This is a genomic window from Arthrobacter sp. YN (assembly GCF_002224285.1).
GTDB lineage: Bacteria > Actinomycetota > Actinomycetes > Actinomycetales > Micrococcaceae > Arthrobacter.
Genome location: NZ_CP022436.1, coordinates 2,229,226 through 2,249,815, shown reverse-complemented (window position 1 = coordinate 2,249,815; position 20,590 = coordinate 2,229,226). Strand labels below are relative to the sequence as shown.

Annotated in this window: 19 protein-coding genes; all 19 read right to left on the bottom strand. The window is 60.0% G+C overall.

Features of this window, described 5'->3' with window-relative positions:
* Positions 1-278: 278 nt before the first annotated feature.
* The 19 genes from CGK93_RS10185 to CGK93_RS10095 all read right to left on the bottom strand — a co-directional run bounded on the left by CGK93_RS10185 (position 279) and on the right by CGK93_RS10095 (position 20,536).
* Complete coding sequence (locus CGK93_RS10185; protein WP_089594721.1) at positions 279-1,598, bottom strand: flavin monoamine oxidase family protein; 1,320 nt, start codon at positions 1,596-1,598, stop codon at positions 279-281.
* A 72-nt stretch (positions 1,599-1,670) separates the two neighbouring features.
* Positions 1,671-2,549, bottom strand: a complete 879-nt coding sequence (locus tag CGK93_RS10180) for an SMP-30/gluconolactonase/LRE family protein (RefSeq protein WP_089594720.1) — start codon at positions 2,547-2,549, stop codon at positions 1,671-1,673.
* Positions 2,550-2,640: 91 nt separating this feature from the next.
* Positions 2,641-3,177 (bottom strand): flavin reductase family protein, encoded by a 537-nt coding sequence (locus tag CGK93_RS10175; protein ID WP_089594719.1) that lies wholly within the window; start codon positions 3,175-3,177, stop codon positions 2,641-2,643.
* Positions 3,178-3,345: 168 nt separating this feature from the next.
* Positions 3,346-4,008, bottom strand: coding sequence for an aspartate/glutamate racemase family protein (locus CGK93_RS10170; protein ID WP_089594718.1), 663 nt, complete (start codon positions 4,006-4,008; stop codon positions 3,346-3,348).
* Positions 4,009-4,167: 159 nt separating this feature from the next.
* A complete protein-coding gene (locus CGK93_RS10165; protein ID WP_089594717.1) occupies positions 4,168-4,923 on the bottom strand; it encodes an SDR family NAD(P)-dependent oxidoreductase in 756 nt (251 codons plus the stop codon).
* Positions 4,924-5,035: 112 nt separating this feature from the next.
* Entirely contained in the window at positions 5,036-6,541 is a 1,506-nt protein-coding gene (locus CGK93_RS10160) for a PucR family transcriptional regulator (protein ID WP_157731723.1), read from the bottom strand.
* 402 nt (positions 6,542-6,943) lie between these two features.
* Positions 6,944-7,555 carry a 3-oxo-tetronate 4-phosphate decarboxylase gene (gene otnC, locus CGK93_RS10155; RefSeq protein ID WP_232481643.1) on the bottom strand — a complete coding sequence of 204 codons (612 nt, stop codon included), beginning with the start codon at positions 7,553-7,555 and terminating at the stop codon, positions 6,944-6,946.
* A 26-nt stretch (positions 7,556-7,581) separates the two neighbouring features.
* A complete protein-coding gene (otnK, locus tag CGK93_RS10150) occupies positions 7,582-8,850 on the bottom strand; it encodes a 3-oxo-tetronate kinase (protein WP_089594714.1) in 1,269 nt (422 codons plus the stop codon).
* Entirely contained in the window at positions 8,847-10,667 is a 1,821-nt protein-coding gene (locus CGK93_RS10145; RefSeq protein ID WP_198318406.1) for a dipeptide ABC transporter ATP-binding protein, read from the bottom strand. The genes otnK and CGK93_RS10145 overlap by 4 nt, the downstream gene beginning before the upstream one ends.
* Positions 10,664-11,617 carry an ABC transporter permease gene (locus tag CGK93_RS10140; RefSeq protein WP_089594713.1) on the bottom strand — a complete coding sequence of 318 codons (954 nt, stop codon included), beginning with the start codon at positions 11,615-11,617 and terminating at the stop codon, positions 10,664-10,666. The genes CGK93_RS10145 and CGK93_RS10140 overlap by 4 nt, the downstream gene beginning before the upstream one ends.
* Before the next feature lie 2 nt (positions 11,618-11,619).
* Positions 11,620-12,531, bottom strand: coding sequence for an ABC transporter permease (locus tag CGK93_RS10135; RefSeq protein ID WP_157731721.1), 912 nt, complete (start codon positions 12,529-12,531; stop codon positions 11,620-11,622).
* A gap of 116 nt (positions 12,532-12,647) precedes the next feature.
* Positions 12,648-14,087, bottom strand: coding sequence for an ABC transporter substrate-binding protein (locus CGK93_RS10130; RefSeq protein ID WP_089594711.1), 1,440 nt, complete (start codon positions 14,085-14,087; stop codon positions 12,648-12,650).
* A gap of 231 nt (positions 14,088-14,318) precedes the next feature.
* A complete protein-coding gene (locus tag CGK93_RS10125) occupies positions 14,319-15,083 on the bottom strand; it encodes an SDR family NAD(P)-dependent oxidoreductase (protein ID WP_157731719.1) in 765 nt (254 codons plus the stop codon).
* Between the two features lie 721 nt (positions 15,084-15,804).
* Positions 15,805-16,761, bottom strand: coding sequence for an amidohydrolase family protein (locus CGK93_RS10120; protein WP_198318405.1), 957 nt, complete (start codon positions 16,759-16,761; stop codon positions 15,805-15,807).
* Between the two features lie 3 nt (positions 16,762-16,764).
* The gene (locus CGK93_RS10115) at positions 16,765-18,042 is read right to left on the bottom strand and encodes an MFS transporter (protein ID WP_089594709.1); all 1,278 of its coding nucleotides are present in this window, start codon (positions 18,040-18,042) and stop codon (positions 16,765-16,767) included.
* 175 nt (positions 18,043-18,217) lie between these two features.
* Entirely contained in the window at positions 18,218-18,577 is a 360-nt protein-coding gene (locus tag CGK93_RS10110) for a hypothetical protein (RefSeq protein WP_089594708.1), read from the bottom strand.
* A complete protein-coding gene (gene leuD, locus CGK93_RS10105; RefSeq protein ID WP_089597349.1) occupies positions 18,546-19,217 on the bottom strand; it encodes a 3-isopropylmalate dehydratase small subunit in 672 nt (223 codons plus the stop codon). Before leuD ends, CGK93_RS10110 begins: the two co-directional genes overlap by 32 nt.
* A gap of 15 nt (positions 19,218-19,232) precedes the next feature.
* Positions 19,233-19,598 (bottom strand): hypothetical protein, encoded by a 366-nt coding sequence (locus CGK93_RS10100; RefSeq protein ID WP_089594707.1) that lies wholly within the window; start codon positions 19,596-19,598, stop codon positions 19,233-19,235.
* The gene (locus tag CGK93_RS10095; protein WP_089594706.1) at positions 19,595-20,536 is read right to left on the bottom strand and encodes an extradiol ring-cleavage dioxygenase; all 942 of its coding nucleotides are present in this window, start codon (positions 20,534-20,536) and stop codon (positions 19,595-19,597) included. Before CGK93_RS10095 ends, CGK93_RS10100 begins: the two co-directional genes overlap by 4 nt.
* Between the last annotated feature and the right edge of the window lie 54 nt (positions 20,537-20,590).

Sequence of the window (20,590 nt, the reverse complement as noted above, 5' to 3'; positions counted from 1 at the left end):
ACCCCACGGGGTATGGGCGGTATCTCCGGAGCTCGTCTGCGTGTGGAGGTTTGGCTGGGTGGTTGAAGCGGCGGGTGCTGCTCCTATGGTGGGTTCTCGATTCAATGAGTGTTCCTCGTCAGGTAGTCCGCAGGGTTCGCCTCTTTGGAAAGTTAAGTAGGCGCGGCTCCGCTGGGTTTAGCGGAGCCGCGCCGGTTTGTAGCCGTTGAGAGTATGGAGAAGACGTGCCGGGTTGCTTCCCTGGCTCTAATAGTTGCTAGGGCCTGAGCTCGTCGAGATTAAGCCTGGGCCAATATCGCGGAGAGGCGTGTCGCGGCAATGGCACCGGTTGCGACTGCGCCCTCCATCCAGCCACGGAATGCGTGGGCGATGTCCGACCCCGCAAATACGACACGGCCTTCCGTGGCTTCAAGTGCTGAAGCGTACTTCGACAGCAATCCTGCCGGCGGGGTGCACCAGGTTCCCTTGGAGTAGGGGTCAGCGAACCAATCATGACCGTCAACTTTGAGGACCTGGGCGTCAGGAAGGTACCTTCGGAAGGCCTTTTCCACGTCTTCCCGGTCCAGAATTCTCAAAGAACGTTCTGGTGTCGAGAACCCAACGATGAGGTCGCCTTCAAGAGCAGTCTCGTCGCGTGGATAGTCGGTGAAGAACACGTCGATTGGTTCGTCGTGCTCGCCAATTCCAAGAACCTTCTCAGGAACTTCTGTGACGAGAGCCCAGAGCTTCTTTGCCGCTCCTGACTGCCCGATTGCCGCGGCCGCGGTCTTCTCGGGTGAGAGCGGCGGTACGAACTCGACGTCAGGGAGGCAGTTCAGGGGAATGGCAATTACGGCGCCTCGTGCGCGCACGACCTCTCCACTCTCCAGCCGTACCGTGACTTGGTCGTCAGACTGTTCGACTTGGCTGACGGGGGCAGAAAGTCTCAGGTCCGCAGCTGAGTCGTCCAACATGCGCTGCAGGAGATCTGTGGTGCCGGCTGCGAACCGGTGCGTTGGAGTGTGGCCGATGGCCATGACGTCGTAGTTGAGAACAGGGATCCAAGCCATCAGGTGGAGGGCGGAGATTTGGGAGAGGTGGCAACCAGTTTCCTGTCGAATCCACGCGCCCATGAGCTCTTTCAGAGTCACCGAGAGCCCGAACCCGTCGATGTAGTCATCCAGTGGCACATCGAGGTCTCCGACATTCTGAGTGTCCAAGGGCAGCGTCGGGTCGATGCGTTCCACTTGCTTGCGGACTTCTTCCACAAAAAGTCGGAGAGCGAGTTCGTCATCTCGACTGATGGGACAGGCTGCATGGCTCAGGACGCCATCCAAGATGGAAACATGATTCTCGGCCTGAGGGCTGGTGCTGAGCTCAACCCCGTACCGCTGGACTTCTGCCATGATGGCTTCATTTCCTACCGGATCGAGCCAGTTGCCGCCCATCTCGACGGATACGTGTGTATCTGCGAAGGGACGGTACCAGGTGCGGCCGCCGATTCGGTCCCGGGCTTCTACGATCAGGACCCTTTTGCCGTCTTTGGCAAGGTCGCGGGCGGCCGTTATGCCGGCAAAGCCAGCTCCAATAACCACTGCGTCGTATATCTCGCTACTCATTATCTGGTCCCTATCTTTTGTTCCTGGTCGGCGGCTACTTCGCCACCGGGGTTTTACACGACGTTGTGTTGATCAGTGGTGGATCGGCAGGTGAAGTGGGGAACCCTGAACGCCTGGGTCACAGGCTGTCACTACTCCGGTGCCGAGTGAGGCAAGTGCGAGCACATTCAGCTGGGGGCCGGCGAAGGCGATATTTGTCGGTGTCGGGGCGTACACTCCCGACCAGTCGTCGACCTTAACATCGAGTTGACCGTCCACGGACAGGCGGTAGACGCGATTGGGCTGCCAACAGCTAATCCATAATCCCCCGTCGGCGTCGAATGCGATTCCGTCCGGTACCACCTGGTCCAGAACCACGACCACTTCGGTGGGTCCCCCGACGAGGGGCATCCGGATGACTCTGGGCCAGGTCGACTCTACGATGTAGAGCCAATCACCGCTTATCGCCAGTCCGTTGGCAAAATTTAGGCCCTCGAGTACGCGTTCTGTGGTGCCATCGGGGTCTATTCGGACTATGCCGCCGTTGGGTTTGCCCCAGTCCCCCGAGTCGGAAACCCATAGGCTTCCGGTGCTGTCGAAAACAGGATAGTTGGGATAGCCGATCGAATCCCCATAGGGTCGGGCGACTCCAGCGGTGTCGACTCGTTGGACGCAGCTGTTTCCGGTATCGCAGACGTAGACGTGACCCGAACCGTCAACTGCCAGACCCAGCATGGAAGCACCTGGTACCGTGCAAACAGTCTCCACGGCCCCGCCCTCGAGGTTGAAGCGGTAAAGCTGGCCGCCTTCCCCTCCTGCGTAGAGGACTTGATCCAAAGGCGACCAGCATACTCCCTCGGCGTGATCCAACCCGTCCACTACGGTCCTCAGGCCGCTTCCAATAACGGAAGCAGGTACGCCCGTGGAGATCTGGGCCTGCTCCGTTATGGGGATGTCGATTGCTCGGGTCACGTCACTAGTTCCTTGTCAGCCTGGAAATGCACTTCATGTGCGGGCACATGATCGTCTTTAGCGCGCACAGCTCTTGCAGAATAACCGCGGGTTAGGCGACTTGGCTGTGGTCTCCGAGTTCGTGCCAGGTGCGGTTGTAGTAGACCAATGGCACCTGCTCCTCAGCGCCGTCCTGTGTGCTGGCTTCAATTGCCTCAACCAGGACGATCGCCGAGCCGCCGGCATCCATTGATGTCAGGACGCGGCCGCGGATCCAGGCGCGGGCGCCCGGGAAGTAAACCTCGCCGCCCGGCAGGGTGGACCAGAGTTCGGTGTTGGCGAAACGATCGATGCCGCTTGTGGCGCCAAGCTTGGCCAGTTCCAGCTGGCCGGCGCCGAGCAGGTGGACGACTACGGTTTCTGCTCGTCGAATGGTGGGCGTGCTTGAGGAATGCGCCGAGAGGGAGAACATGAGCAGTGCCGGATCGGCGCTCACGGAGGAGACGGACGTTGCCGTGAGCATCACCGGGCCGTTTCCTGAGTTAGCCGTAATGACGGCTACGCCTGCGGGGTGCTGGCGGAATGCGGCTTTGAAATCATCGGACGACAGAGAAGTCGTGGGAGATTCGGTAACTTGTGCGGTAGTCATGATCTTTCCTTCCTGTTCCCGGGCGAAGGCCGGAATGTTGTCTCGGCCCGTGTCGAGTAGCTTGTGGCTCCGTGCCTGTATAACAATGATCGAGGATCTTTGTGATCCTCACTATTAGCGCGTTATACAGACCTGGTCAGGCTGTTTATGTCTGCGTGCAAGGACCCCTTACTTGGAGAGAAATGGCCCTTGCGTGGCCAGGCGCTCCAATGCGAGCCTCGGGCTCGATAGGACACGGGAACCATCGATGGGTCGCATGGCGGCGATCCTTGCCATGGATGCCTGTGCAAGAACGACTACATCGACCTCGGCGAGCAAAGAATCGAGTTCCTCTGCGATGATGGCGTCGTGCCGGGCGGCGTCGCCACGGTCCAGCGCGGAAAAGGCGCCCTCGCAGAGGCGGGGGATAACGGAGACATCGCGGCCGGCTGCGCGTGCAGCGCTTTCTACGACAGCAGCGGTCGGTGCCAACGTTGTTGGCAATGTGGCGAGGACACCTATCCTGGTTCCCAATTCAACGGCACGTTCTGCCATGGCCCGGTCCACCCGAAAGACCGGAACTTCTGCGTTTCTGGCTATCTCATCGACAACCCCGCCCACGGAAGAACACGTGACCAGGACCGCGTCGACGCCGTACTCAGTGAGGGCAGCCACGTGGGCGCGAAGCCGGTCACGGGTGACACTATCGATTTCTCCGTCGCGAACGGTGCGTTTCAGGAGCAATTCGTCACTAATAACGATCGTCTCCACGGACGGAAGCAGCTCTTCTGTGAGCTCGGCAAAGGTGGATCCAAGCTTGGATACAGTGTGGATGAGACCGAGTTTGGACATGGATATCCCTGTTTCTAGACGTAATGACTCGTGTAGCCGCGGATCAGGACCCAAGACCGTCAAACGTGATGCCGGTAGTACGCGTGTGCAGATAAGATCTTGCGTTCATGGTCGACGTAATTGCGGCTTTGAATCCTGACCCGGTTTAAGCGGTGGTGGCTAGTAGCATTCGGCGAGCAGGCCGCCGTCGACGACGAGGGCCTCACCCGTGATGAAACTTGCCGCGTCTGAGGCCAGGAACAGTACGGCGCGCGCAACTTCGCTGGGCTGACCAATGCGGCCGAGAGGGTATTCTCCCTCCGCTTGTGCGCGCAGAGCTGCCGGGTCCTTTGCCGCCGCAAAATAGGCTTCAACGAGTGGAGTTTGCATGTCGCCTGGAAGGACGGTGTTGCAGCGGATGTTATCGCGTCCGTATTTCACGGCTGCGGCTTTGGTCAGGGCGAGAACTCCGCCTTTGGCGGCTCCGTAGGCTGCGAGCATGGGATCACCCGTTACCGCCAGTACCGAGGAGACGTTGACGATGGAGCCCCCGCCGGCGCCCCTCATGGCGCGGATGGCGTGCTTGCAGCCGAAGAACGGCCCCTTCAGATTTACTCCCAGAACCTTGTCCAGCTGCTCCTCTGTGGTGTCCGCCAGTTCTTCTTCGATCTGGATGGCTGCGTTATTGACCAGGACATCCAGGCGGCCGAAGCGCTTTACCGCTTCGTCGACCAGAGACTCAACCTCAGCTTCTTTGGACACGTCCGTGTGACGGTAAAAGCCAAGACCCTCCATGGCGGCTTCGCCGGCGGCGTCGTTCACGTCGCAACCGAGGATTTGAGCGCCTTCGGCAGCGAACTCCTTGACCAGGGCGCTTCCGAGGCCGGAAGCTACTCCTGTAACGATCACACTGCGTCCCTCAAATGACTTACTCATGGGCTTTTCCTCTCGTTCGCTCAGCCCCTAGAACTATTCCGTCCGCAACCGTCGTCGTCCATGTGTCTTCCATATAAATCGAGAGGGCGAAGCTGTGTCCCGATATAGCTTGCTACTGTACGGTTTGTGAAAGTGCCAGGGCACGCAGGGCAAACCACAACTCGCTGACGTCACCTGTGGACCGCATGGATCGACCCGTCAATTCCTGGACGCGTGCCATGCGGTAGTTGACGGTTTGCGTATGGATGTAAAGCAGCTCAGCGGTCCGGCTCGGAGAGCGATCGCACTCCAAGTACGTCTGAAGGGTTCTGACCAATTCCGTACCTTGATCTCGGTCATAATCCATGAGGGGGCCAAGGACGCGATCAGCAGTCAGCTTGGATTCAGCCAAGGTTCGTGGAAGGAATGTGGGACTGCCCTGTCCGTACGGTACGAGAGCTGTGCTTTCCGGGTTGATGGTTTCGAGAGCCCACCGCGCCTGACGAACCGCATCACCAAGGTTGCCGGTGTCGCTGAAGGTGTCGCTCAGGCCGGCTCTCCAGCGTTCAAGGGCGGTTCGTTCCTCCAGGACGGAGGTCGGGACGTCCTCAGATCTGACTACCGCCACTGCGACTTGCCCGATCTCGCCGAATAGGAACGGGATGCGACGAATAAGCCAACTCCGGGCCAGTTTGTCTATCGCGTCGGGTCGGCCGTCGATCGCCAGGACGCGAAGGTCACCTTGTAGTCGACGTTCGCGGAATAGCTCCGTCAGAACTACCGGGTCAAAGCGGCCGACCAGCGCATCATTCAAAAGCCCGGCGCCGGAGCGGCGGTAGCGCTCCACCGTGGCGTCGACTCGCCCGATCTCCAGTGCGCACGCCGCTGCGATCTGGTGGAGAACAGCCAGGGGCGGTTTCGTCTCACCGTCGGGGAAGGCGATGAGGCAGGCCGACCTTTCGCTGGGGATCGGCATCGCCAGCGCGACTTTGTCGTCGACGGTGAGGTTCATAACAAAAGGTGCCCGACCGGACGACCGGCGAACCTCTTCATCGTAGGCGTTCTTCCATTCAAGCCCGGGTGTACCCCCGCCGGGGACCAATGACTCCCACAGGTCCGGGTCTACGACCTGCAGCGTGCAATTGACGACATTACTGAGCCGGTCTACGAACTCCGTGCCTGCAAGTTCCTCACGCAGGCTGGCCATCACCTCGCCGTGTACACGGGCGATTTTGGTGAAGGACTGATTCTCTTCTTTTGCATTGGCGACGGCCACAAAGCGGACATACTGGGCAAAGCCCACACTGTGCGCCCCCTTGATCAGTGGGAACTCGGCGCGGTCGGCAGCTTCGAGCATCTCAGTCGAGATCGTTGGACAACGTTTGTCTTCGCCTATGACTAGGCCGCTTAGCCCGGCCTCTGCAAGCTTCTCAACAAACCGCACCTGATCGTGGGGTTCTTCGGGCACGATGTAACCGCACGTAAGTACCAAATCGCCGGGATCGAGCCAATTCCAAGGGTCGAAGGCATCGCTCACATGAGCCCAGGAAACCCGGCGGTCCAGCCCGGACATTCCCGCTAATGGGGTTGCTTGCAAGTAGCGTAGCTCGACGAGGTCGCGTACTGAGATTTTGCCCAACCCCGCTGTGGTCCGGGGAGGCCCAGCTGGCTGATTAGCAGGGGGTGTTGTCACGTTTTCACCTCACATGGAGAAGTATGGGAAGGCAGAATCTGCGTATCGAGGCGTTGGAGTTGCTGTGACGACAGCACTCCCCTGGGCGTTGGTTCCGGCGCTCTGACCTTTTCGGGCGCGGCCATGCTGCCTTCTAGTGCGATGCTCCGCCGATTAGTCAGTATGCAACTACAAAAGAGACGCAGATGCTCATAGCCGTTCACGTGCACATGGTATCTCTACCCAGTGCGCTTCGGGACTATATCCCCGAATAAACAGAGGCTATAGTTGTTGAATTGTTCAAGCGGTGGGTTTGCCGGCTCTAGGAACTTAAGGAAAGTGGCACCCCCGCGGGGGTGCCACTGTGTCCTATGGAGCTTGGGGGAAGCGTTGCCGCAGATCAGCGACGTCATGCTCGCTGAGATACCTCGGTGAGTGCCGTTCCAGAAGCAGATGCAGGCGTGCTGTTTCCTCGATTTCCTCCACAGCATCAACTGCGCCGTCCAATGTCGCGGCTGTGGCCAGCGTCCCATGGTGACGTAGCAGCACTGCCCGCGAACGCTCCGATGCCCGTGCGACTGCCTCCTGTAGTGCTGTGCTCCCGGGAGCCGCATAGTCGACTACGGGCAGGCGGCCAGCCCGCATAACGTAGTAGGGCGTCAAGGGAGGAAGTGCATCCTCTACGTCCAGATCAGGTAGGCAGGATACCGCGACTGCGGAAGTCGAATGCAGATGTGCCACGGCAGCGCACGTGGGATGGTTTTGATAGAGCGCCTGGTGCAGGACAAGTTCTTTCGATGGCTTGTCGCCGGCGATGTGCTCTCCATCAAGAGAGGTGATGGCCAGTCGGTCCGGGTCGAGTCGGCCCAGGCAAGCGTTAGTGGGGGTGATCATGATTTTGTCCCCGACACGGATGCTGAGGTTTCCTGTTCTGCCCGGAGTCAGGCCTCGATCATAAAGTGCAGCTCCCAGAGCAACCATGTGGGTTCGCATTGCATCGTCAAAACTCATTTTCCAGCCCTTTCGAGAGCATCACTGAAGAACAACGGCCCGCCGAAGTTCCCCGATTTGAAAGCCAACGCCAGTCCCCGGTCCTCTGCCACAATCCATGGGACGCCCACGCTGATGTCGGGACCAATCCGCGCCGACCGCAAATTGAGTGCTTCGGCCACTGCTCCGGAGGTCTCACCCCCTGCGATGATGAACCTTCGAACGCCCAGACGCTCAAGCTCGACAGCGATGTCCCCCATGGCAAGTTCCACGCGTCGTGAGACCTGCGCCGAACTCAGTCCCTCGGCAATGGACGCTCCGAAGGAATTGTGGTCTGTCGTGATCAGCATGGGGCCGTCAGAGATCCTGTTTTCGACAAAGTCTGCCGCTTTGCGCAAGGCGGCCTCACCATCTACAAGATCTTGCACATTGAGGGTCAACGTAGGTCCATCAAAATTGCGCACCTGTTCCTGTGTTGCCCGGGAAAGGCTACCGGCCAGGATTGCCGCTGGACCGGGCGGCAACGCTGAGACTCTCGGGTCGGCTGCCAGGTCTCGTCCGGAACGCTCGTGGACGGCAACTGCGAAGGCGGCTCCAAAGGCGGCACCGCCGGCGGCGACGCGGTCATCCGCGGCCGCTACAGCGATCTTGTCAAGGTCTGAGTCCCTGACCGCGTCGACAATTACGTGGTGCGCCTCTGTGTGCTGAGCCCCGATTTCGGCAAGGCGGTCCGAAATGGCACCGGGGCCTTGGTCCACCGTCGATAGATAGACCGAATCCACTGCGTGCGGTGTCTGTTCGGCGAGCACACGCCGTAACTGCGGATCACGCATGGGATTGAGGGGATGGTTGCGCATGGGGGAATCGCTGAGCAGTTCCTGCCATACGAACAAGTGACCTTGATATACCGTCCGGCCATTGGCGGGGTACGAAGGACAGTGGACTACACGGCCCGAGCCGGCGAGGTCGATGAGAGCGTCCGTGACAGGCCCGATGTTTCCCTCAGCCGTGGAGTCGAAGGTGCTGCAGTACTTGGAAAATATCTGTTCGGCGCCGACAGCCTGCAGTGCCTTGGCCGCTTCCTGCGCGGCAGAACGCGCTTCTGTGGCAGGCACACTGCGGATCTTCAAAGCCACGACAACAGCGTCCCCGGTATCGGCGGGAAGCATGTCAGTCCCAAAGGCCAGGCGCACATCGACTCCACGGGTTGCGAGCACACTCGCAAGGTCAGTCGCACCAGTTATGTCATCGGCGATAAACCCGATCGGACGTAAGGCGTTGTTCATTTGGCCACCACCGAGTCAGAGAAGCGGGGCAGGTCGTGCATTAGCTGCCTTGTATATGCATCCTGGGGCTCTGTAAGCACCAGTTCCACTGGTCCTGTCTCCACTACATGCCCTCGTTTCAGCACCATGATGTCCTGAGCGATGCTCCGGACCACGGCGACGTTATGCGTAATAAACACCATTGATAATCCGCGCTGATACTGCAGCTCGCGCAACTGTTCAATCACGAGTGCCTGAACTGATACGTCCAGCGCAGACGTGATCTCGTCGCAGATCAAAAGTTCAGGGTCCACAATCAGAGCCCGTGCAACTGCGACGCGCTGACGCTCGCCGCCGGAGAGTTGTTCGGGCATGCGGTCAGCTAAGTCGCCACCGAGGGCCACGATCTCCAGGGTTTCAAGAACTTTTTTACGCCGGTCGGCGTATGAGAGCCGCTCGAAGAACCGCAAGGGCTCTTCCACGTTCTCCCCGACTGACAGCCTCGGGTTCAGCGAGGCATGGGGGTTCTGGAAGATGTACTGGATCCGTCGCCGTTCCTGGGCGCGACGTCGGCGTACTTGTGGGTCCAGTAGTTGCCCGTCAAAGCTGACGGGGCCTTCCCACGCGGAGTGAAGTCCGGCCAGGCAGCGTGCGAGCGTTGTCTTCCCGGATCCCGACTCACCCACAACGCCCAGGCAGCTGCCGGCTTCCACGGTGAACCGAACATCGTGAAGTGTTGGCTTGGAACCGTACCAGGCCGAGAGCCCTCCGACCTCCAAAGCACCCTTTCGGGCGCTGGGTGGGGGCAGCGGGACAGTGTCCGATGCCGGAACTTCTTGTGTTGTGGCCGTAGGCTGCACGGGGTGGTAGCACCGGTGGACGTGCCCGGGTTCGGAGGTTTCAAGGACGGGTATGGTCTCCCGGCAAATCGTCGTTGCCGCTGCGCAGCGGTCCGCAAACGCACACCCTTTTGGCCACTGGCCGGGCCGAGGAGGGCGGCCGGGAATGCCGACGAGGGCCCCAGCACGCTCGGGTGTGGGGGCCGCCTTGAGCAATCCAGCAGTGTACTGGTGACGGGGCGTGTTGAAGATGGCGGGAGCGGATGCGTGTTCTACAAGCCGTCCCGCGTACATCACGGCCACATTGTCAGCGATTTCGGCCACCACGGGCAGGTCGTGGCTCACGTACACTGCGCTGACATCGTGGGAAGTGGAGAGGCGACGAATCGTCTCCAGGATGTGGCGTTGTGTCGTGACGTCCAACCCGGTCGTCGGCTCGTCAAGAACCACAAGACGGGGCCGACATGCGAAGGCCATCGCAATGGCTAACCGTTGCGCTTGACCGCCGGAAACCTGGTGCGGGTAGCTGTTCAGCAGCTCCCGGGTGGCTGGTAAGCGCACCTCTTCAAGCAGGGCCGCGACGCGTTCGCCGATGGGCTCTGTGACTTGGCCTTCGTCGTGAATGCGCATTGCTTCACCCAGCTGGTACCCGAGTGTCAGGGCAGGGTTCAAGCCGCTGGTGGGGTCCTGGGGAACGTAGGAAACGAGCGTTCCCCTTGCCTTGCGCAAGGCTGTTCCCGACAAATCCAGTACGTTTGTGCCGTCGATGTGGACTGTACCTTCGGTGATCTTCAGACCACGTCGAGCGTAGTTCAACAGGGACAGGGCGACGGTGCTCTTCCCCGATCCGGATTCACCGACAAGTCCCATCACTTGGGCAGCTCCGACGGAAAAGGAAACATCCTGGACTACGGGGATGTTGGACCGACCGAGGACGACACCCAGCCCTTCGACGCGGAGACGGGTTTGAACCGGAGCAGGTTGTGATATCTCGGTCACTTCGACCCTTTCGATGTGGCACTGATAGATGCGTTGAGAACGGCTTCTTCACCGCGGTTTTCGCCGAGGTTCGCTCGCGCAATTGCATCGGCAAATGTGTTGGTTCCCACCGCGAGCAAGGCCAACAAGAGCGCTGGAGCAAGCACTCCCCATGCATTGGATGCCAATCCGATCCGGTTCTCGTTGACCATCACACCCCAATCGGGAGATGGCGGCGGCGCGCCGAATCCCAGGAAGCTCAGCCCTGCAATGAGGACAATCGAGTAGCTGAGCCGCAAGCCAAGCTCCACCATCAGTGGCGTTGTAAGGTTCGGTAGAACGTGACGGGCAAGGATCAACCGCGTGGGCACACCCCACACCGCCACCGCCTTAACAAAATCCTTCTCCGTGACCGACTGGGCTGCGCCGTAGATGACACGGGCAGTCTGAGGGGCCTGGGACAGGCCCACTGCCAAGATGAGCAGCCACCACTGGGGTCCGACGAGGCTGAGCAACAGCAGCGCGAACACAAGCTGCGGAATCGCCAGGACCATATCGACGCCACGCATAAGGAGGTTCTCAACCAAACCCTTACGATAAGCCGCGATTACGCCGATGATCGCACCAGACCCCACGGCAACAACTGTTGCGGCAAAGGCCAAGAGCATCAGGTTGAGCCCACCGTGCAGAACGCGATCCAACACACCTCGCCCAAGAACATCTGTTCCGAGCAACCCAGCACCTTCGACGCTTGAGTCAGAAAAGGGAGCTGCGGCGAACTCCGTCGGTGACGCCGGGGAAAGCGGGCCAAGGAAAACGACAGCCAAAACGAACAGCGCAAGACCTGCACCAATCCGCCCGCGCCACGTACGAAGGGCCGCCCGGAGGACACGTACCGCTGCATTGGATTTTCGGCCGGGGACCTTGGGAGAGGCAGGGGTTTTAGTGGTCGTAGAAACTTTGTTGGACATGGCTACCTAGGTGCGCGTCTGCGCGGAGTCGAAAGAAGCACGAACAGGTCAGTGAGGATGTTCAGTCCTACGTAGAAAATCGCAAGCAGGACGACGATGAACTGCAGGACAGGGACGTCGCGTGTTTGAACGGCGCCGGCCAATGCAAGGCCGATGCCGGGGTACTGGAAGACGGTTTCAACGAGCACAATGCCGCCAGCGAGATACAGCAGGTTCAGACCAAAAACCTGAATGGCCGGTGCAACAGCGTTGGGGAGAGCGTGCCGAAACAAGAGCCTTCCCGAACTCGCTCCCTTGAGCTGTGCGACTTCAGCATAATCACTGGTCAAAGCTTCGATCATCGCTGCTCGCACCATGCGGAACATGTACGGTGTGGTGACAATGACCAACGTTAGGACAGGCAGGACCAGTTTGATCGGCTGGTCCCAGATACGTTCCTCCGGTGAGATGATTGACACGGCCGGGAACCAGTCCAGGATCCCTACAGAAAAAATGAAGATCACAAAAACGCCCACGACGAACTCGGGCAAGGCACTGACAACCAAAGCGATCACGGACGCTGTGTCGTCGAAGAGGCCGTCGCGTCGGTGCGCTGCGATGACACCGCCGACAATGCCGACCAATGTCGAAGCCAGAGCGACGATGATGACCAAGACCGCCGAGTTCTGTAGGCGGGGAATAACGACATCGGTCACTGGCACCCGCGCGGCGAGCGAATCACCATACTGACCGGAAACGAAGTCTCCGAACCAGGAAAACAACCCGGGGAGGAGGCCCTGGTTCAGTCCGAGCTCTTCCCGCAACGCCGCAACAGCCTCGGGGGTGGCGTACTGCCCAAGCACAGCCTGGGCAGCATCGCCGGGAAGGATTCTGGTAGCCAAGTACGTGAGCACTCCGACGAAAAGCACTGACATGAGCCCCAATGGAACCCTCCATAGAAGGAGGTCCCGGACAGGATGCTGAACACGAGGCCGGCCCGGCTTCGAGTGCGGTGCCTTTCCGGCGCTGGTGATGGTTTGTTGCGTGCCCATCATGATCCCTGTAACCAGATGTTCTGCCATCCGGAGCTGCCGTTGATGGGTATGCCAGTGATGTTTTCGCTGACTCCGCCCACGCGGGAGGTCATGCCTTCGATTCCTGGGAAGTAGACCGGGATGATGTAGCCGCCCTTTTCGTAGTCGAACGCCATCAGTTCCTTGACCAGTTCATCGCGGGCATTCTTGTCCACGGTGGCCAGCGCCTTTGCGTAGGTGCTTTGCCAGGTGGGGTCCGTTTGGTGGATCTCGTTGAAGGGCGCCCCGTCGGCGATGCCGTGGCCAGCCATTGTCAGGTAGGAACCGGTGTTCCAGAAGCTCTGGGCGAAGGCGGCCTTGCCATAGGACTGTGACCAGAATTGAGTAGATTCTTCGGTGCGGATATTCACGGTCACGCCGGCCTGTTTGGCCTGAGTGGCGAAAACACTTGCGATAGCCACCGCGCCCGGGCCGGTCGGGGCCGCTACGAGTTCGACCTGCAAATCCGAATGCCCGGCCGAACGCAGCAGCGAACGGGCCTGCTCAAGATCCTGCTTGCGCTGCGGGACCGTGCCCTCGTAGGCGGCATCGATCGCACCATAGATATCGTTTCCGACCTCGCCCAAGCCACCGTAGACCTGCTGGTTGAGGTCGTCCCGGTTAACCAGCAGACGCAACGCCTGGCGTACGCGGACATCACTGAACGGTGCGGTATCCACACGCATGGTCAACGGCACGAACCCGCGGGTCTTCGAAACGACGACCTTGCCGCCGGCGGACTTGACTGCCGCAACAGACGTCGAGGAAAGCTGGTTGACCAGATCGATCTGGCCGGACTGAAGCGCGTTGATCTGTGCCGTTTCATCAGCGAAGTTGATGATTACGAGCTCATCAAGGTACGGCTGACCATTTTGCCAATACTCATCAAAACGCGGGAAGCTCGAGCGTTGCCCAGGTGTAAAGGAGCCGAACTTGAACGGCCCCGTTCCAACAGGGTTTGCAGGATCATAATCCTGAGGAACGATACGAGTGGCGAAGACGTCGGCCAGGCCCTCGAGGAAAATGGCAAACGGGGCAGTGAACGGGATACGTAGCGTACGGTTATCCATCACCGTCGCCGACGCAAGATCGATAGGACCGATAGTGCTCAACCCGGGGAACTTGTTCTGCTCGATCCGGCGCAGTGAAAACAGAACGTCATCGGCTGTGAGTGGCTTGCCGTTGTGGAACTTGATGTCCGGCTTGACCCGGATGGTCCACTCGGTGGCATCCGCATTGGGTTCAATGGCCTCAGCCAGCACCAACTCCGGCCGGCCCGTAGTCCCGTTCATCATCACAAGCTGCTCGAACAACGCCCCCGTGCGGAGAAAGTCCATCGTCGTCAGGGGGTTCTGGGCATCGAGGGTGTCCCCACTGCCGCCCGAGGTCGCCCCGACCCGCAGCGAACCACCGCGCACCGGCGTGGCACCGCCTCCGCCCTGCCCGGCACCACCCTTGCCGGTACACGCAGTAAGGGCTCCTAGGCCCAAAACGGCAACAGCCGTGCCCCTACTTGAAGCAACGTTCGACGGCTGAACGAACCCCCGCTATTTCGAGGCTCCGGGGAAAATGGATTCATGGTCATAGGACACTCCGTGGGTGTTGGTCATCTGTAACTACGCCAAAAGCGCAGCGATATTGGGGGATGCTTAGGTGAGGTTGATGCCGCCGTCGACGAGGAGGTCGATGCCGGTGATGTACGAGGAATCATCCGAAGCCAGGAAGCTAACGGCTTTGGCGATCTCGGCGGGTTTGGCCATGCGGCGCATGGGAATCTTGGCCACGTCGTTGGCCACGCGTTCGGGGTCTGTCTTTTCGGCTGCTTCGATCTGCGCGGTGCGGACATAGCCGGGCGAGATCGAGTTCACGCGGATCCCGCGCGTGCCCAGGTTCATGGCCGCGTTCCTGGTGATCCCCAGCACGGCGGCCTTGGTCGTGACGTAGGCGACGGCACCGGTTTCGGTACCGCCGCGGTGCGCCCAGGACGAGGCGATGTTGATGATCGAGCCCGAACCGTGGGCAATCATCCCGGGAATGACCGCCTGCATCCCCAGCAGAATGCCTGTCTGGTTGATCCGGACGACCCGGTCCCACTCCTCGATGCCAATGTCGGACACGGCAGCGGGCGACCCGATGCCGGCATTGTTGACCAGAACGTTGACCGGACCCCAGCTCGGATCCATGCTGGCAATGACGGCGTCCCAGTCATCCTTGGATGAAACGTCGGCGTGCCGGTAGACAACCTTCAGCCCCTCAGCGGTGAGCTGCTCGGCAAGCATCTCCCCCTGCTCATCAAGGACATCCGTTCCAATAACCCGGGCACCTTCACGAGCAAGACGCTCGACATGGGCGGCACCCTGACCCTGCGCGGCACCGGTGACTAGCGCAACCGTGTTTTCCAATCGATTAACCATGTGAAAAGTGTCACAGTGATGCAGTCGCCATGCCATTATGCTCAGACATAAACGCAGGGTGCAGGATTAGATCTAACACCAAACCCTATGGGGATCTATAACTAAGGCCAGAGTTTTTGTGCTTGACGATAATAGTCCCCATCCACAGCAATGACGAACATTGGCAATAGCAAAGACTCGAAGACTCTCCGAACGTAAGTTCCGGGAATTCAGCCCCCGTTCGAAGGGCCGCGCAGGTCAAGACGACAACCCGAATCTGGGCCTTTACTTTGCACGCTGGAGAAAGGAAGCGGCAGCTATGAAGTCTCGATCAGCGTTGCTTGAACGCAAGGGGATAGTGACATGTGGCCCCCTCGTCATGAAACAATCAGTCCCAGCAGTCAACGCCCAACCGATGGGACCAGACTGCGAGGACGAATACCCCATTCATCAAACGCCAAAGACCAGCTGATTCGATTGTCTGAATGGACTGAGCGTCTGCGAGATAGCGTTCTTGTATGCAGTGGGGAGGGAGAATCTTTGGTTTGGTTGTGGCCCTGGCAGTAGTGGCAGCGTTTGTAGGCTCCGCATGGAGAAGCTTCGGGGCGATAGCGATATAGGAACCACGGACTCCTCCACATGCCGAACCCCTGGGTTAACGTATGGTCCATTATCGGCTTTTTTGAGTGCGGGCGAATGGCGGCGTTTGCCCCGCCGCACCAACTGGCGGCGGGGCGCATTTTTATAGGCCCAGGAGCCGGGCGGCATTTCCTGATGCAAGGGCGTCCTTGACTGGGGGCTCGATTTCTACAGTCCGCAGAAACTCTGTTGCAGTTTCTGCGGACTGATAGGGGTAATCCACGGAGAACAACACCCTGTCACTTCCCATGGCTTGAAGGGCACAATGCAGCGGCGGAGCGCTCTCGACGCCGGCAGTGGTGACGTACATGTTGTTGCGGATGTAGTCGGAGGGTTTCCGTTCCAATGGTGTGGCGTGTTGGAGTACAGCCCATCGGTCATCCAGTCGGTCCAGTGTGAAGGGGAGGCCTTCGCCCATGTGTCCCAGCAGGATTTGTGCTTCAGGATGTCTGTCGAAAACTCCTCCTGCGACGAGGCGCAAAGCGTGCGAGGCGGTTTCGAAGCCCCAACCCCATACCGGTCCAGCGAGCTCGGGGTATCCCTGGAGCGGCGGTAGGGGTGCCGGTGAGAATGTGGGGTGGATGTAGAGCGGGACTTTGAGGTTGGAGAGTTCTGCCCAGAGAACGTCGAAGCGGGGATGGTCGAGGTAGGCGCCTGCGGTGTGGCCGTTGACCAGCACTCCCTTGAACCCCAGGTCTAGGACCACACGTTTTAGTTCATTGACTGCTTCTTGTGGGTCTTGGGTGGGGAGGGCACCGAATGACGCGAACCTGTCGGGATGTTCACGGACGACTTTGGCCATCACATCGTTGCTTCTCCTGGCCTTTTCCACGGCGTCTGCGCTGCGGCTCTCGCCTTGGACACCCGGAGTTGTCAGGGATAGGACCTGAATGTCGATTCCTGCTGCGTCCATCTCTGGAAGCCTCAGGTTTTCAACGTCGCTGATACGTCGAGCTACGGATTCGGCGAAATCGGGTACGAAGTTGCCGCCTTCACCTTTGCTGTAGTCGGGTGTTGCGAAGTGTTCTTCGAGGGTGATGACCCTCATTCCGTTGATCATGTCTTAGTTCCTGACGGTCTTGAGGTTGTTGACATTGTTCTGGCTGTTGCGGATGCTGACAGCGACGGGCAGGACGAGGAGCATTCCGATTGCGGCGACGATGGCAAAGACGTAGAAGTTGAACTGTGCGGGCATTCCTGCACCGAGGATGGCGCCGCCGATAAGCGGACCCATGATGGCGCCAAGACGTCCGACGCCCAGTGCCCAGCCCAGGCCGGTGCCACGAATCTCGGCGGGGTAAATGGAGCTGATGAAGACGTTGACAAGGATTTGCGTGCCCAGGGTGCCGGCACCTGCCAAAGCGACCAGGGCAAACATGACGACCGTGGGCGGGCCGAAACTAAGCGCAGCGACTGCCAGACAACCGATCGTGAAGAGTACTGCAACGACCGACTTGGTCCTGCCCTTGTCGGCTATGCGTGCGGCTATGAGGGATCCGATGGCGGCGCCGACGTTGAGCGTGACTGCGAAGAAGAGGGCGGACTGAAGGTTGTACCCCATGCCGATCATGATGGTGGGCAGCCAGTTGACCATGCCGAAGACCAGGAGCAGGCTGCAGAACTGGATGCCCCACGCGAGGAGCGTGTTTCGCGCCAGCCCGTCTTTGAACAATGCGGAGATGGAGGATGTTGCGCTCTTTCGTACGGCTGCCTGGCCCTCTGCCGAAAGGGACTTCGCTGCCAACCATGCAGGTGACTCGGGCAGGAGCTTCAGTGCCACGGGGACCAGCAGCAAGGGCAGGGCGCCTGCCCAGAACAGTGACCGCCAGCCGAGCGTGGGGATGAGCGCGAGAGCGAGGACACCGGCAACGATGCCTCCGGCAAGGTAGCCAAAGAGTGTGAACGAGTAGGCCATCGCCTTGCGGCGCTCGGGAGCTATTTCAATGACAAGTGCCGTCACCGTGGGAAAGAGTGCCCCCAAGCCGAAGCCGCCAATGATTCTTGCGATTTCGAATACCTGGGCATTGGGAGCGACTGCACACACCGCCATCGTGATGGAGAACCAGGCCAGGCTGGCGATGACAACGTTGCGACGGCCAAAGCGGTCAGAGAGAGTCCCTGCCGTCAGAGCGCCGACAAGCATTCCGACCAGCGTCAGAGATGCAATCCGGCCTGCGATAGCGGGAGTGACGCCCCAGCCGGGTTCGGCGATCAGGGAGGGGATGACATTGCCAAAGACGATGAGGTCGTAGCCGTCGAAGAGAATCATGGCGGCGCAGATTGCGATAACGAGGCCGCCGCCTTTTGTCGGCGTGGAAGCCGACGCTGGTTGGGTTGACATGGTGTTGCCTTTCAAATGGGACGTGGGCTCAGCGGTACATCTGCGGACCGTTTTCGCCGGTTCAGTTCAAGACGGGTGGAGGGTGTTTGCGGGGCGTCATCCCGGGAGAGGCTAGCTTTCGCGAGGCGTGGGATCTGAGGTGCCTGAAGTGGATTCCTGCGTCTTTTTTAGTTGTTCAGGCATTAGGTTCCCGTGGCCGGGCGCCGACGTCGAGCAAGGTTTTGCAGCTGTCAGCGCGGTGGAAGAGACGGCGGCCGCCGCAGTCATCCTGGAAGATCCAGATGAGGGAGCCGTCCGAGGAGACATCGTCGATGATGCCTCCGACTGCTTCTCCGGCTGAAGGCAGGAGGACGACGGTGTCGCCTGGGCGCAGTTCCCGCCAGTCTGCAAGTACGGAGGACTGGCGGCCCATGCTAGCGGCGCTCTCTTGCCGGGCCCCGAGTACCGTTCCGATGCCCGCCGTCTTGCGCTGACGAAGAAGGTCCTGGGTGCGGCTAATCTCGTCAGCGTTCCTGCCGGTGGACGGTGCTGGCATTTTTGTCACCCCTTAGTTGGTACGGTTCCGGTTGCTCAGTAGTTGACCGACTGGGGATTGTGGTTGGCAACCAGCCATGGCGTTGTCGTTCGAAGGACGTGATCAGAGCCTCGCTTTGCAGGGTCAGATCAATGTCGTCCAGGCCGTTGAGTAGACGCCAGCGGGTGTCGGAGTCCAGTTCGAACGGTATGACAAGTTCTCCGGCCTGAATGGTCAGGTTTTCCAGGTCCATCCTCAAAGGCAGGCCAGGTTCGGCCTCCACCATGTTCCAGAGGCGGTTCACGTCCCGGTCGGTGACTTGAGCTGCGAGCAGACCGGCTTTGCCGGCATTTCCGCGGAAGATGTCGGCGAACCTCGGGGAGATGACCGCGCGGAAGCCATAGTCCATCACTGCCCACACGGCGTGTTCCCTGGATGATCCGGTCCCGAAGTCCTGGCCGGCGATCAGGACCTTGGCGCTGGCGAAGGCTGGGTGATTGAGAACGAAGCCGGGGTCTCTGCGCCAGGCGGCGAAGAGACCGTCCTCGAAGCCGGTACGGGTGATCCGTTTCATGTAGCTGGCCGGAATGATCTGGTCGGTATCGACGTTGGTGCGCCGCAACGGCGCGCCGGTGCCTTCGATGACCTTCACCGTTTGGATTGGCACTGCCGGTTCCTAGAGTGAGACCGAGGGGTAGTCCCGGCCCAGCCAGTGGTCCAGCTTTTTAGCGAACTCCCTCTGGAAGGACAAGGGGCCGTGTTCCTTTGTGTAGTCCTCTTCGAAGACGGCCACGAAGAGGGTCAGGGAGAGAAAGAAGTGCGCACCGTTTTCGAACAGCCACACGTAGTCGTAGTTGACCAGTGCCTGGCGCTCCTCGTCGGTGAAAGACACCCATGACGTTTTCTCGACCTCGTTGAGCCAGATGCCGACTTCTTTTTCCCAATCGGCCAGGGCGGTGGCGGAGTCTTCCTTGTACCGGGCGACCCAACGGGGATCCCTGTCAACGGTGTACAGGAACTTGTTGACGTAGTACTTGCTCACGCTGAAACTCCTTCCTTGGCGGTGACCGGTCCGGCCGTGCCGCCGGAGACAGCTGCGGCCTGCCCGGCTGCGGCGGCCTGCTTCTCGTTCTTGTTGGGGTACCAAGTCATGAACATTTCCCTGGTGTGGTAGAGATCCAGCTGGTCCACGTAGTCCGCATTTTCGGGGCCGGCGATGCCCATCATCAGGATCAGGTCCATGAACCCGTGGGTTGCGTTCCCGGCGCCGGACATGGATTCGTGGGTCACGTTTTCCAGAATGGCGTCGATGTTGCCGGTGGAGAGCCATTCGATCGCCTGATGGTCGAATTCCGGGTCTGGCCCGTGCTCGCCGAACTGACGGGGGCCGCCGAGCTCCAGGGACAGGTGCCCGGTGCCGACCGCGGCGATTTTTTTGTCCGTCGGGTACTCGTCGATGACCTGCCGGATCGCGCGGCCAAGGTCCCAGAACCGTTTCGGTGAGGGCAGCGGCGGGGCGAAAATGTTCGTATAAATAGGGATCACGGGCAGGTCAGCATCAGGGCGGACGGTGATGATCGGGCAGATGATGGAATGGTCGATTTTGAGTTCGTGGCTGAAGGAGAAGTCGAAACCGCGGTCCATGAGGCCCTGGTGCATGAAGTTGGAGAAGGCGACGTCCCCGTCGAGGACGTACTTCGGAATCCCAAATTCGCGCTCTTCGTTGTAGAAGGTCGCGTCGTACTTTTCCTGCTTGCCGATCATGAACGTCGGGTAATTGTCCAGGAAGAACTGGTGGAAGTGGTCGGCTCCGACCATGACCAGGATGTCCGGCTCCGCTGCGGTCAGCGTTTCCCGGTAGGCCTCGACTTTGCGTTTCCACTCGTCCGCCTGCGGCATCCGTTCCTCCGGGGGCGCGGTGGTGGCCTTGAGGTAGAACGGGTGGTGGGTGCTGGCCAGTACGGCCGTCAGTTCAGCCATGGCATCTCCTTTGATTTCGGCCGGCATGCTCCGGGAGCGGCCGGGTTTGGCTGC

What these genes read in the sequence shown, in the direction of transcription:
- CGK93_RS10185 (WP_089594721.1), bottom strand. Translation starts at nt 1,598, where the DNA reads ATGAGTAGCGAGATATACGACGCAGTGGTTATTGGAGCTGGCTTTGCC.
- CGK93_RS10175 (WP_089594719.1), bottom strand. Translation starts at nt 3,177, where the DNA reads ATGACTACCGCACAAGTTACCGAATCTCCCACGACTTCTCTGTCGTCC.
- CGK93_RS10170 (WP_089594718.1), bottom strand. Translation starts at nt 4,008, where the DNA reads ATGTCCAAACTCGGTCTCATCCACACTGTATCCAAGCTTGGATCCACC.
- CGK93_RS10165 (WP_089594717.1), bottom strand. Translation starts at nt 4,923, where the DNA reads ATGAGTAAGTCATTTGAGGGACGCAGTGTGATCGTTACAGGAGTAGCT.
- otnC (WP_232481643.1), bottom strand. Translation starts at nt 7,555, where the DNA reads ATGGTTGCTCTGGGAGCTGCACTTTATGATCGAGGCCTGACTCCGGGC.
- otnK (WP_089594714.1), bottom strand. Translation starts at nt 8,850, where the DNA reads ATGAACAACGCCTTACGTCCGATCGGGTTTATCGCCGATGACATAACT.
- CGK93_RS10140 (WP_089594713.1), bottom strand. Translation starts at nt 11,617, where the DNA reads ATGTCCAACAAAGTTTCTACGACCACTAAAACCCCTGCCTCTCCCAAG.
- CGK93_RS10135 (WP_157731721.1), bottom strand. Translation starts at nt 12,531, where the DNA reads ATGTCAGTGCTTTTCGTCGGAGTGCTCACGTACTTGGCTACCAGAATC.
- CGK93_RS10125 (WP_157731719.1), bottom strand. Translation starts at nt 15,083, where the DNA reads ATGGTTAATCGATTGGAAAACACGGTTGCGCTAGTCACCGGTGCCGCG.
- CGK93_RS10120 (WP_198318405.1), bottom strand. Translation starts at nt 16,761, where the DNA reads ATGATCAACGGAATGAGGGTCATCACCCTCGAAGAACACTTCGCAACA.
- CGK93_RS10115 (WP_089594709.1), bottom strand. Translation starts at nt 18,042, where the DNA reads ATGTCAACCCAACCAGCGTCGGCTTCCACGCCGACAAAAGGCGGCGGC.
- CGK93_RS10110 (WP_089594708.1), bottom strand. Translation starts at nt 18,577, where the DNA reads ATGCCAGCACCGTCCACCGGCAGGAACGCTGACGAGATTAGCCGCACC.
- CGK93_RS10095 (WP_089594706.1), bottom strand. Translation starts at nt 20,536, where the DNA reads ATGGCTGAACTGACGGCCGTACTGGCCAGCACCCACCACCCGTTCTAC.